The 12,172-nt window shown below is 68.7% G+C and carries 11 protein-coding genes; 6 read left to right on the forward strand and 5 right to left on the reverse strand.

Annotated elements, in window-relative coordinates; translation table 11 throughout:
* Positions 1-155 precede the first annotated feature (155 nt).
* Positions 156-2,111 (forward strand): hypothetical protein, encoded by a 1,956-nt coding sequence (locus tag QUG03_RS19715; protein WP_488906472.1) that lies wholly within the window; start codon positions 156-158, stop codon positions 2,109-2,111.
* Positions 2,112-2,160: 49 nt separating this feature from the next.
* Positions 2,161-3,258 carry a ferritin-like domain-containing protein gene (locus QUG03_RS19720; protein WP_227106244.1) on the forward strand — a complete coding sequence of 366 codons (1,098 nt, stop codon included), beginning with the start codon at positions 2,161-2,163 and terminating at the stop codon, positions 3,256-3,258.
* Between the two features lie 120 nt (positions 3,259-3,378).
* On the opposite strand, the gene QUG03_RS19725 is transcribed toward QUG03_RS19720, so the two are convergent.
* Both QUG03_RS19725 and QUG03_RS19730 read right to left on the reverse strand, forming a co-directional pair.
* Complete coding sequence (locus QUG03_RS19725; protein ID WP_500820744.1) at positions 3,379-4,686, reverse strand: ATP-binding protein; 1,308 nt, start codon at positions 4,684-4,686, stop codon at positions 3,379-3,381.
* Positions 4,683-5,348 (reverse strand): response regulator, encoded by a 666-nt coding sequence (locus tag QUG03_RS19730; RefSeq protein ID WP_500820745.1) that lies wholly within the window; start codon positions 5,346-5,348, stop codon positions 4,683-4,685. Before QUG03_RS19730 ends, QUG03_RS19725 begins: the two co-directional genes overlap by 4 nt.
* A 109-nt stretch (positions 5,349-5,457) precedes the next feature.
* Here QUG03_RS19730 and dsbD point away from each other — a divergent pair, with 109 nt between their 5' ends.
* The 3 genes from dsbD to dsbG all read left to right on the forward strand — a co-directional run bounded on the left by dsbD (position 5,458) and on the right by dsbG (position 8,884).
* Positions 5,458-7,227, forward strand: a complete 1,770-nt coding sequence (gene dsbD / locus QUG03_RS19735) for a protein-disulfide reductase DsbD (RefSeq protein ID WP_500820746.1) — start codon at positions 5,458-5,460, stop codon at positions 7,225-7,227.
* A gap of 83 nt (positions 7,228-7,310) precedes the next feature.
* Positions 7,311-8,132, forward strand: a complete 822-nt coding sequence (locus tag QUG03_RS19740) for a TlpA family protein disulfide reductase (protein WP_500820748.1) — start codon at positions 7,311-7,313, stop codon at positions 8,130-8,132.
* Between the two features lie 2 nt (positions 8,133-8,134).
* Complete coding sequence (gene dsbG / locus QUG03_RS19745; RefSeq protein ID WP_500820749.1) at positions 8,135-8,884, forward strand: thiol:disulfide interchange protein DsbG; 750 nt, start codon at positions 8,135-8,137, stop codon at positions 8,882-8,884.
* 7 nt (positions 8,885-8,891) lie between these two features.
* Here dsbG and QUG03_RS19750 read toward each other — a convergent pair whose 3' ends face one another.
* Positions 8,892-9,509, reverse strand: a complete 618-nt coding sequence (locus QUG03_RS19750; RefSeq protein WP_227108502.1) for a VTT domain-containing protein — start codon at positions 9,507-9,509, stop codon at positions 8,892-8,894.
* Positions 9,510-9,781: 272 nt separating this feature from the next.
* On the opposite strand from QUG03_RS19750, the gene pdxR reads away from it, so the two are divergent.
* Positions 9,782-11,239, forward strand: a complete 1,458-nt coding sequence (gene pdxR / locus QUG03_RS19755) for a MocR-like pyridoxine biosynthesis transcription factor PdxR (protein ID WP_199225968.1) — start codon at positions 9,782-9,784, stop codon at positions 11,237-11,239.
* A gap of 97 nt (positions 11,240-11,336) precedes the next feature.
* Here pdxR and QUG03_RS19760 read toward each other — a convergent pair whose 3' ends face one another.
* Together QUG03_RS19760 and QUG03_RS19765 are read right to left on the reverse strand one after the other, a co-directional pair.
* On the reverse strand, positions 11,337-11,729 hold the full coding sequence (locus QUG03_RS19760; RefSeq protein ID WP_500820750.1) for a RidA family protein: 393 nt from the start codon (positions 11,727-11,729) through the stop codon (positions 11,337-11,339).
* Positions 11,726-12,154, reverse strand: coding sequence for an acyl-CoA thioesterase (locus QUG03_RS19765; RefSeq protein ID WP_107801437.1), 429 nt, complete (start codon positions 12,152-12,154; stop codon positions 11,726-11,728). Before QUG03_RS19765 ends, QUG03_RS19760 begins: the two co-directional genes overlap by 4 nt.
* Positions 12,155-12,172 lie beyond the last annotated feature (18 nt).

Here is a 12,172-nt window from a genome sequence, read left to right on the forward strand (position 1 = left end):
CTCCTGTCCTTTCCCTCCGGCCCCCGGCCCGGCCCCCCTCCTGGCCTAAAGAACATTGCCCTTATGGCCAGCGCCGCCTATACCCGCGCTATGCCGATGGAATTAAATCGCCTACAAAAGCCGTCAGCGGATTTTCCTGCCGGCAAGGAGCCCATATGAGCTATCTGCAGTTCCCCCGCTTGGCCTTTTCCGGCCAGTTCCAGTCCGACGTCTCCACCGTCAACAACGATCCGCGCCATTACGACAACGCCACTTTCGAACCGCGCTTTCAGGAATATCAGCAGGCGGGGGACAACGGGCGCACCAAAACCTACAACGGCTGGTGGCACCCCACCGGCACCGCCATCATGCGCTTCGCCAACTGCCAGGTGAGCAGCTTGCGCGGCCCCAGCGGCATTCTGATCACCGATCCGGCGCAAGACCCGCTGCTGTCCTGCAGCGTGGGCAACGCCATCGGCAAGCCGTCCGGCAAAATGGTGGACCTGGACCCGGACTGGCAGCTGGCCTCCAGCATCTACGGCCTGGCGGTGTCCTTGCTCAAACCGGACGGCACGCCGCTGATGACCGCCGACTACCAGAGCAACCCTTTCCGCGATCTGTGGTTCTCCCGCGCCGCCAGCCAGGGCGACAGCGCCGCCTCCGCCGTCTTTCAGTCCGTGCTCACCAATATCCAGTGGCATCTGGACGGCTTCGACAGCCCGCTGCTGGCCCGCCTGATCGAGTTGAGCGAGCAGAACCGGCTATCCATCCGGCTGACCACCTACGGCTACAGCACCACCTACAGCGACCCCGGCTTCGGCTACGGCACCGTGCTCGGCGCCATCGGCCCGGCCTATCTCGGCCAGCCGCGCTCCTTCATCCTGGGCCGCCGCTTCATGCCCACCACGCAACAGGGCAGCGATCTTGCCAGCCAGAACGGCATCGGCTGTTTCTCCTCCTGGCTGGATCAGGATACCGCCAGCCTGCAAGTGGACCTGAGCAACGCGCTGCCGCTGAACAGCCGTTATCAGGTGACGGCGCTGCCGTCGCTGCAATACGCGATCCTGCACAATGAGTGGACGGCGCAGGACGCGGAGATAGGGCCGGGCGACTACACCGCCATCGCCGGCGTGGACACCTCGCAGACGCTGCAAGACCAGCAGGCCGGCATCCAGTCCGTGCCGCTGAACGAGGCGCAGCTGCGGCTGGCCAATCAGCCCTTGCCGCTGGCCATCGTCCAGCCGGTGGGCGCGGCGGGACGCGCCGTGGTCTGCGTGCGCGAAGCGCTGCTGGGCAACGAGGTCCGCGCCGAGGACTTCGCCATCCGCCTGGACCCCAACCACCCGGACAAGAACCACCTGCACACCCATCTCTACGCGGCGCGCTACGGCCAGCCGCTGGCCGGCGCGGCGCTGGCCTTCTGGGCCGGCGCGCCCATGCTGGACTACGGCGACACCCCCACCGACAAGACTCAGGGCACCACCCCGCGCGCGCTGTTGCCGGTCAACAACGTGCCCAACGCCGCCGTCCGCTTCAGCCCGGCGGAACCGGTCACCGATCAGGCCGGCCGGGTCGCCGTCACCCTGCACGGGCCGGAAAGTTTCGGCACCCCGCGCGAATACATGGACGGCCAGCTGTTCACCATCAACTACAATCTGGCCGGCTCCGATCCGGCGCTGCAACAGCCCTTCGACAACTTCGCCGTCGTGGTTTTCAGCAGCTTCCCGCAGCCGGGCCAGGACATCGACCTGGACAACCCGCGCTGGGAGGACGTGCAGCCCATCCTGCAGCAATACGCCAACCTCTACCCGGTGATGAGCCAGGGCCTGTTCGACTTTTCCAAGCAAGCGGTGGCCGACGCCAGCGCCTTCATCATGCGCTTCGTGTTCGACAAGCCCATAGAAGACCCGGACCAGATGCCGGTGACGCGCGACCTGTCCGCCAGCAAGCGGCGCATGCTGATCAACTATTTCCAGAACGTGATAGACCGCACCGGCAAAACCTTCGACCGCCAGCTGATGTACGGCAAGCGCTGCCCGCTGCGCCAGAGCGCGGCTCCCAGCGAGGCCGACATCGCCGCCACCCGCGGCTCTCTGAGCACGAGCAAGAGCCGCAAGGGCAACGACGCCTGAGCGCCCAGACCGCCCCTCTTTCAAGGAAACCAAGCCAGGAAACCAAGCCATGCTGAAGATACGTCAAGAACTGATGGCCGAACTGCTTCAGGCCGAGCACATCAACGATGTGCGGACCATGCTGGCCGGCGCGGTGCGGCTGGAGCTGTCCACCATTCCCACTTATCTGACCGCGCTGTTCTCCATCAAGCCCGGCCAGAACCAGGAAGCGCGCGCGCTGGTGCAATCCGTGGTGGTGGAGGAAATGCTGCACATGACCCTGGCCGCCAACACCCTGATCGCCATCGGCGGCAACCCGCGCGTCATCGAAGACGGCCGGGCACTCAGCTACCCGGGGCCGCTGCCGATGTGCGTGGACACCGGCCTGATCGTCACCCTCAAGGCGCTGAGCCGGCAGCAGGCTCAGGAAGTGTTCATGGAGATTGAACGCCCGGACACCCAGGCCGTCCTGCCCGGAGAGACCCAGGCCTCGGTCGACAACCAGCCCGGCTTCGACTCCATCGGCCGCTTTTACCAGGCCATCCTGGAGCGGCTGCAATATTTGGAAAACCACGGTCACGACTGCTTCGCCCAGCCGCGGCTGGACGAGCAGGTGGACGTCAGCCAGTGGTTCCCGCAGGAGGTGCCGGGCTGTCCGGACGGCAAGGTCTACGACATGGCCAGCGCCCGCGCGGTGATAGACACCATTGTGCGCCAGGGCGAAGGCGTGCAGGTGGAGGACGACTGGATCAACCCCAAGGAAGAAGCCGGCGGCGGCTACGCCCATTATTTCAAGTTTGGCGAGATCTACTACGGCAAGCGCCTGGTTCGCGACGACTCCAGCCCCTCCGGCTGGTCCTATACCGGCGAGCCGGTGCCGCTGGACGAAACCGGGGTGTTCAATCTGCTGCCCAACGCCGCGCTGTCAGACTATCCGGCGGGCAGCGGCGCGGCCGTCAGCGGCGCCCAGTTCTACCAGGCCTACCAGAACCTGCTGGCCGCGCTGGACCGCACCTTCAACGGCCAGCCGCGGGAGTTGGACGCCGCCATCGGCATCATGTACGAGCTGAAGCTGGTGGCGCAAAAAGTGATGCGGAACCCGGTCAACAGCAGCGTGCCGGACGTGGTGGCCGCGCCGCCGTTCATGCTCCGGCATTCGTCGTCCTGAGAGCCTGTTCAAGGTCTAGCGCGCCAGGGCGGGAACCGCAAAGACAGCGGGATGCGCAAGGAGCGCATGCGCATTTTTAAAGGGGCGCTCGCCGCGCCGCGTCCGGCGAAGCGCGGCAGGCTATGAAGAACTTCTGAGCACCGGCAGCGTCAGGGCGGCGCATAGCCCGCCCTCCTCGCCGGCCAGCAGTTCCAGACGGCCGCCAAAGCGCCCGGCGATCGCGGTGACGATGGACAGGCCCAGGCCGCTGCCGGCGCCGGCATGCCGCCCGCGCCAAAAGCGCTGCGCGGCCTGTTCGCGCTGGTCCGCCGTCAGCCCCGGCCCCTGATCGCGGATTTCAAAGCGCAAGCCCTTCTCGCACAGCGCAGCCTCCAAACGCACCGGTGCGTCCGGCGGCGAATACCGCAAGGCGTTGTCCAGCAGATTGCGCAGCGCGGTGGCCGCCAGCGCCTGGGGCAAGGCCAGCGCGGCCTCCGGCAGCGGAGCGCAGACAATGCGCCGCGGCGGCGCGGGCTCCGCGTCGCGCATCGCCAGCCGCGCCACCTCGTCGGCGCAGGCCGGAGGGCCTTCCTCCCAGTCGAAAGCCCCTTCCAGCCGCGCCAGCATCAACAACTGCCCCAGGGTGTTCTGCAAGCGTTCAGCCCCCTCGGCGGCGTGGGCCAGCGCCTGCGCCGCGTCCGGCCCCTGGGTGATGCGCGCCACTTGCAGATGCGTCTTGATCGCCGTCAGCGGGGTGCGCAACTCATGGGCGGCGTCGCTGGTCAGACGCCGCTCGCGTTGCAGCGCTTCGCCAACGCGCTGCAAGAGCTGATTCAGGCTGTCCGCCAGCGGCAGCACATCGCGCGGCAAACCCTGAGTGGCCACCGGCTCCAGCGCTTCCGGCGCGCGGCGCGCCAAGGCGCGGCGCAGCCGCTCCAGCGGCCGCAGCCCCCGGCTCACGCCCAGCCACAAGGCCACCAGGCTGCCGGCCAGGGCCGCGATGAAGGGCACGGCGGCGGCCCAGCGGATATCCGTCAACATCGCCTCGCGTTCGGTCAGCCGGTCCGCCGTGGTCACCCGCAAGCCGTTGGCCACCACCGTATAGCTGCGCCAGCGCTCGCCGCGCAGGGTTTGCTCGGCATAGCCCGGCGCCGGGTCCGCGCGGGTATCCGGCGCGCCCGGCGTGCGCGCCAGCACCTCGCCGCGCACGGAAACAATCTGGCACGCGATGCCGGCGCCTATGCCCTCGAAACGCGGCATGGCGCGCGGCGGCGGCGCCGGCAATTGTTCCATCAGGCCGGCCACCATCTGCGCCGACATCGCCAGCCGCCGGTCCAGCGTCAGCCGCATCTGCCGGTCCAGATCATGCAGCGTCCAGGCCGCCACGCCGCCCCACAGCAGGCACAGCGACACCCCTATCCATAACAGCAGGCGCAGACGCAAGCTCATTCGCCGGCCCTGCCGTAGCGGTAGCCCAGGCCGCGCACCGTCTCCACCACCGCCGGCCCCAGCTTGCGCCGCAAATGGTGGATGTGCACGTTCAGGGCGTTGCTTTCGATTTCCTCGCTGTAATCGTAGAGCCGGTCTTTTAACTGCTCGGCGCTGAGAATCCGCTCCCGCGCCTGCATCAAGGCCGCCAACAGCGCCAGTTCGCGGCGCGCCAGCGCCACCGGCCGGCAGTGCAGCCAGACTTCGCCTCGCATCGGGTCCAGCCGCAGCGGGCCGTCCTCGATCACGTCCACGCAACGCCCGGCGGCGCGCCGGCGCAAGGCGTGCAGCCTCGCCACCAGTTCGTCCAGATCAAAGGGCTTGAGCAGATAATCGTCCGCGCCGGCGCGCAGGCCGGCCACCCGGTCTTCCACCGCGTCGCGCGCGGTCAACACCAGCACCGGCAACGCCGCGCCGCGCGCGCGCAAGCGCGCCAGCAAGCGCATGCCGTCCTCGTCCGGCAGCCCCAGGTCCAGAATCATCAAATCGGCGTCCAGCGTCGCCAGCGCCGCCTCGGCCTGGGCCGCGCTGCCCACCGCGTCCACCGTCAGGCCGTGGGCGCGCAGCCCGGCGACGATGCCCAGCGCGATCAACTCATTGTCTTCCACCAATAACACCCGCATTCCCGCCTCCTTGTCGCCGCCAGCTTGCCGGCAACGGATTATCCCATTGTTAACGGCGGCTTAATCCCCGGCGCCCAGGCTGTGGGCATTCATCGCCATGGAGACCGCAATGCCGCTTATTTTCCGCAGCCTGTTGCTGCTGCTTTTCCTCTGGATGCCCGCCGTCCAGGCGCAAACCGGCTTTCTGCCGCCGGAACAGGCCTTCCGCCTCAGCGTCAGCGAGCTGGGCGACGGCCAGGTCCGCCTGCGCTGGGACATCCGCGACGGCTATTATTTGTATCGCAAAAATATCAAGATCGCGGCCGAACCCGCCGGCAGCGTCCCGCCGCCGGCGATGCCGGCCGGCAAAACCATCCATGATGAATTCTTTGGCGAATCCGAGGTGTATTACCAGCGGCTGGAACTGCTGGTGCGGGCCGGCCAGGCGCGCCGCCTCGCGCTGAGCTGGCAGGGCTGCGCCGAAGCAGGGCTGTGCTATCCGCCGCAGCATCGCGTCGTCGAACTGTCCGGCGGCGGCCAGGCCGTTAAAACCGCCACGGCGGGGCTTGCCGGCACGGCCCCCGCCGCGCCGGCCCTGGGCGAAGACCAGGCGCTGGCGGCGCGGCTGGCGCAATCCGGCGTCGGCTGGGTCTTGCTGGCCTTCTTCGGCCTGGGCCTGCTGATGACCTTCACCCCCTGCGTGCTGCCCATGGTGCCCATTCTCAGCAGCCTGATCGTCGGCAGCGGCGCCACGCCGCGACGCGGCCTGGTCCTGGCGCTGGCCTTTGTGCTGCCGATGGCGCTGACCTACGCGGCGCTGGGCGCGCTGGCCGCCAGCATGGGCGCCAATCTTCAGGCCGCGCTGCAAACGCCGTGGGCGCTGGGCCTGTTCGCCGCGCTGTTCATCCTGCTGGCGCTGGCCATGTTCGGCGTTTACGAGCTGCAATTGCCGGCTGCGCTGCGCGACCGGCTGGCCATGGCCAGCCAGCGCCAGCGCGGCGGCACCCTGGGCGGCGCGGCGGCGATGGGCGTGCTGTCCGCCTTGCTGGTGGGCCCCTGCATGACCGCGCCGCTGGCCGGCGCCCTGCTCTACATCAGCGACAGCGGCGACGTGCTCAAAGGCGGCCTGGCCTTGCTGGCCATGGGCCTGGGCATGGGCGTGCCGCTCTTGCTGGTGGGCGCGCTGGGGGCCAAACTGCTGCCGCGTCCCGGCCTGTGGATGAACCGGGTCAAAGCGGTGTTCGGCTTCCTGCTGCTGGGCATGGCCATCTGGTTCCTCGACCGCGTGCTGCCCCCGGCGGCCAGCCTGGCCTTGTGGGGCGCGTGGCTGTTCGCCGTCGCCGTCGGCCTGCTGACGCTGAGCCGGCCCTGGCGCGCCAGCCCCGGCCAATGGACGCTGCGCGGCGCGGCGGCGCTGCTGGGCCTGTGGGCGGCGGCGATGCTGATCGGCGCGGCCGCCGGGCAAAGCGATCCGCTGCGGCCGCTCGCCTTCGTCTCCTCCGCGGCCGCGCCCGCCACCGACATGGAACAACTCGGCTTCGTCACCGTGCGCGATGTCCGCGCGCTGCAACAGGGCCTGGACGAGGCCGCGCGCCAAGGCCGCTGGGTGCTGGTGGACTACTACGCCGACTGGTGCGTGGCCTGCAAGGAAATCGAGCACAAGGTGTTTGGCGATCCCCTCGTGCGACAAGCGCTGGCCGGCATGACGCTGCTGCGGCCCGATGTGACCGAATCCGGCCCGGACAGCGCCGCGCTGCTGGCCTCGCGCCAGGTGATAGGACCGCCCACGCTGTTGCTGATCGGCCCGGACGGCCAGGAGCGCCGCGCCCAGCGCATCGTCGGCGCGCTGGGCCCGGACGCCTTTCTCGAACGCCTGAGCCAGGCGCGGCGGGCCCGCTGAATCTTTTGGAAAGGACCCAGTCTATTCAAACGTTTAAAAAAATAGCCTCCGCCACCCCGCTCCGCGCGGCACAGGACTGAACCATGCTTGCTTTCAACCTTGGCCCGCTGGCCATTCCGGTCAGCCTGGCCATCATCGCCGCCGCCTGGCTCGCCGCCCACGGCGTCGGCCTGCTCGCCGGCCGCGGCCGCCGCGTCAGCGTGGCGGCCCACCTCAACGACATGCTGCTGTGGGGCTTCGTCGCCGCGCGCGTCGGCTTCGTGCTGTACTGGTTTTCGCTGTACTCGCAGCGGCCGCTGGCGGTGCTGGATCTGCGCGACGGCGGCTTCCTGCCCTGGGCCGGCGTCGCCGCCGCGCTCGCCCTGGCCGCGTGGCGCGGCTGGCGTCGGCCGGAGCTGCGCCGGCCGCTGGCCGTCGCCATCCTGAGCGGCGCGCTGGTCTGGGCCGGCGGCGCGGCGCTGCAAGAAGGGCGAACCAAGGCCTCGCTGTCCGCCCGCGTGCTGCCGCAACTGGACGGCGCCCCGGCCTCGCTGCCGGCGCTGGCCGGCGGCAAGCCCATGGTGCTCAATCTCTGGGCCAGCTGGTGCCCGCCCTGCCTGCGGGAAATGCCGCTGCTGCAAGACGCCCAGCGGCAAAGGACCGACGTGCGCTTCGTCTTCGCCAATCAGGGCGAGGACGAAGTCGCGGTGCGCGAGTTCTTCCACAAGCAGCCGCTTCGGCTCCGGCATGTGCTGCTGGACCCGGCCGGCGCCCTGGGCCGGGAGTACGGCTCGGCGGCGCTGCCCACCACGCTGTTTTTCGACGCCCGCGGCCAATTGCAAACCATACATCTGGGCGAACTGTCCGAAGCCACTCTGGCCAGCAAGCTGCAATTGCTGGGCGGCGCGCCCGCTTCCAAGGAATAAACATGAACGCACCGCTGATCCGCGGCCTGGCGCCGCTGGCGCTCTGGCTGAGCCTGAGCGCCCACGCCGCGCCGCCCCAAGCCTGGCCGGCGCCCATTCAGGCGCTGGAAGCCCAGGGCTATGAAGTCCTGAGCAGCTTTCCCGGCCCCTCCGGCCTGACCGGCTACGCCGCGCTCTACCTGGGCCGGCCGCAGGCCGTCTACCTGACCCCGGACGGCCGACAGGCCATCGTCGGCAACGTCACCGACGCCCGCGGCGACAAATGGAAGCCCGAGCTGCTGGACCGGCAGTTCGGCGCCGCGCTGTGGCGACAGTTGGAAAGCAGCCACTGGATCGCCGACGGCAAGGACGGGGCCCCGCGCGTGGTCTACACCTTCACCGATCCCAACTGCCCGTATTGCCGGCAGCTCTGGCGGGACGCCCGGCCCTGGGTCCAGGCCGGCAAGGTCCAGATCCGCCACATCCTGGTGGGCCTGCTGGCCGAGGACAGCCCGGCCAAGGCCGCCGCCCTCCTGGCCGCGCCGGACCCGGCCGCCGCGCTGGCGCGCCACGAAGCCGGCGATTCGGTGCGGCCGCTGGCCAAGCCGCCGGCCGCCGTCGGCGCCAAACTGGCGGTCAACCAGCGGCTGATGGAGCGCTTCGGCGTGTTCGCCACCCCGGCCTCCTTCTACCGCGACGCCCAGGGCCGGCTGCAAAAAGTCCAGGGCGCGCCCGCGGCGGCCGCGCTGCAGCAGCTGCTCGGACCGCGCTGAGCCGGAATCAGCCGTTCCGGCGGCTGCGCCGCCACTGCCACAAGGGCGGCAGCAAGAGCAGCGCGACCATGCCCAGCACCAGCCACAGCATATTGTCCTGCACCCACGGAATCGCTCCCAGCCAGTAGCCCATGGACACCAGCCCGCCGCACCAGATCACCGCGCCCAACACGTTGTAGCAGGCGAAGCGGCGCGGACACATGCCGGACAAGCCGGCCAGAAACGGCGCCACCGTGCGCACGATGGGCACGAAACGGCCGATGGTGATGGTGGGCGCGCCGTAGCGGTCGAAAAAAGCCTGGGTCTTGGCCAGATGCTGGGGCTTGACCCAGCCGCGCCGGATCAGCGTCTGCCCCAGGGCGGAACGGCCGATGCTGTAATTCAGCAAATCCCCCAGGATGGCCGCCAGCGTGATCAGCCCCATCGGCCACCACGGCGACACGCCCTGCGCGCCCAGCAAGGCGCCGGTGGCGAACAGGAGTCCGTCGCCGGGCAGGAAGGGCAAGACCACCAGGCCGGTTTCGCAAAACACGATGGCGGCCACGATCCACACCCCCAGCGCCCAGTTCTGCGCCAGCAGGGACATCAGATTCTCATCGCCGAACAACCAGCTCAGAAACCCCATGGTCAACACACTGCTCTCCTTGCCTCAATGAATTCGTCGCGTCTAATGCTTGACCGCCGCGCCGGGCGGATGTTTCCCCGGTCTGAGGGCGCGGCCGCGGAATCTTAATTTGACATAGGCATATTGTTTTGTTTTTAATGATGACAGCAAATGTCAGAATTGATTCTGCAACGGCTATCGACTTTCAAACTAAACCGCTTTCAGGAAGCCGCCATGCCTCAGTTGCCGCAAGCCCCCTTCTTATCCCCCTGTCCGCGCGCGGGAGCGCCGACGTGAGCGCCGGCCTTGCCGCCCCGGAGCTATCCAGTCAGGACGACGCGCTGCCGCTGTACCGCCAAGTGTATCAACGCTTCATCCAGGCCATCAGCCAGGGCAGCCTGACGCCGGGACAACGGGTGCCGTCCATACGCGCGCTGGCCGGCGAGCTGCAAGTGTCGCGCAATACCGTGGAATTGGCTTACGAATTATTGATAGGCGAAGGTTATCTGGAGGCGCGCGGCCAGGCCGGCACCGTGGTGTCGCCGCGGCTGGCGGAAGTGCGCATGCAGCAGCCCCGCCCGGCGGACGCGCCGGCGCCGCGTCCGGCCAGCCTGTCCTTGTTCGATTCCGCCTCCGACTGGCAGCCCCTGCCCTATCAACTGGGCTTGCCGGCGCTGGACCTGTTCCCGCGCAAGCTTTGGGCCAGCCTGAACACCCGCCAGCTGCGGCTGCAAAACCGTTTTCTGTCCTACCCTCAGCCGGCCGGCTACGGGCCGCTGCGCGAGGCCATCGCCGCCTATCTGCACCTGTCGCGCGGGCTGGACTGCTCGCCGCAACAGGTCTTCATCACCGCCGGCTACCGCGGCGCGCTGAATTTGATCGGCCGCACCTTGTTGCGGCCGCTGGACCAGGTGTGGATTGAAGATCCCTGCTTCCCGCCCAGCCGCCACCTGATGGCGGAAATGGGCGCTGAGCTGGTGCCGGTGCCGGTGGACCGGGACGGCATGCAGGTGGCCGTCGCCAAGGAGAGGGCGCCGCACGCCCGTTTCGCGCTGGTGACCCCGGCGCATCAAAGCCCGCTGGGAGTGTCGCTGTCCCTGGTGCGGCGTCTGGAACTGCTGGCCTGGGCCGAGCACAACAACGCCTTCATCATCGAAGACGATTACGACAGCGAATACCGCTACGACGGCCGGCCGCAGCCGGCGCTGGCCAGCCTGGGAGCCAACGACAACGTGCTCTACGTCGGCAGCTTCAGCAAGGTGTTGAGCCCGGCGCTGCGCCTGGCCTATCTGGTGGTGCCCAAGCCCCTGCTGACGCGCTTCAACGCCGCCTGCCACACCTGGCACGACGGCTGCCCGCTGTTGAATCAGGGGGTGGTGGTGGATTTCATGCAGGAGGGCCACTTCATCCGCCATCTGCGCAAGATGCGCTCCGCCTACGCGCAGCGCCGCGAGCTGGTGATCGCCAGTCTGCGGCAGGCGTTCGGCGAGCGGATGAGTTTCGACGTGCCGGCCTGCGGCCTGCATTTGCTGGCGCGGCTGGATCGCTCGGAGGACGACATCGCCTTGGCGCAGCGCGCCAAGCGCGAACGCTTCGGCATCGCCGCGCTGTCGGCGCGGGCGCTGGAGGCGGATTGCGGCAAGGGGCTGTTGTTCGGTTTCGCCAACGTGGCCACGCCGGAGCAGGCCGCGCAACAGGCGCGGAATCTGCGCCTATGCCTGGAAGGCCGGTCCTTGCCGTCGGGCGGCTGAGAACCTGTTTACGATCCGCCGCGCGTCGTCGATACGGCGTTGAAAACGGCGGGGCTTGGCGGGCGTCGCCCAAGGGCCCCATCCGGCCCAGCAAGCCTCAATCCGGAATCACCGCCGTCGCCTCGATCTGCACCTTGGCCCCCGGCACCATCAAGGACGCCACCTGGAACGCGCTCATCACCGGAAAATGGCCGATCAGCTCCCGGTAGGCGCGGCCCACTTCCCGGGCCTCGGCGAAATAGGCGTCGCGGTCGGACACATACCAGGTCAGCCGCACCAGGTGCTCCGGCCGCGCGCCGGCCTCGGCCAGGACCGCCACGATGTTCTTCAGGATCTGGGTCGCCTGCTCGGCGTAGCCCGGCCCCACCAGCTTTTCTTCCGCGTCCCAGCCCAGTTGGCCGGAGGTGAACACCAGGGTGCCGCGCGCGGCGATGCCGTTGGCGTAGCCGCGCGGGCGCGCCCATTCCGGCGGTTGCAGGATTTGCATCATGCCGCCGCCTCCTCCAGCAAGCCGCTCAAGGCGGCGCGCACGTCGGCCGGGGCGTCGATGGCGGCGCCGCTGTCCAGCGAGATGTGCACCAGCACCTGGCGGCAGCGCAGCCGCAGTTCGCCGTTGGCGTGGCCTTCGATGTCCAGGGTCAGCGAGCTGCCGCCCAGCCGCGCCACGCGCAGCTGCAGCGTCAGTTGGTCGCCCTGGCGGGACGGGCGCAGGAATTCGCAGTCCAGCTTGACGATGGGCAGACCCAGCCGGCGCGGGCCGATGAAGTCGGCGAAGCTGATGCCCAGCCCTTCGGTGAACCAGTCTTCCACCAGCCAGTTGCTCAGCACCAGGTATTGCGGGAAGTAAACGATGCCGGCCGGATCGCAGTGGGAGAAGCGTATCGGGTAGGCCTTGGAAAAATGGGGGTCTTGCATCTTGTCGCTTTCTTGGCG

This window comes from Chromobacterium sp. CCUG 30098 (genome assembly GCF_059916605.1).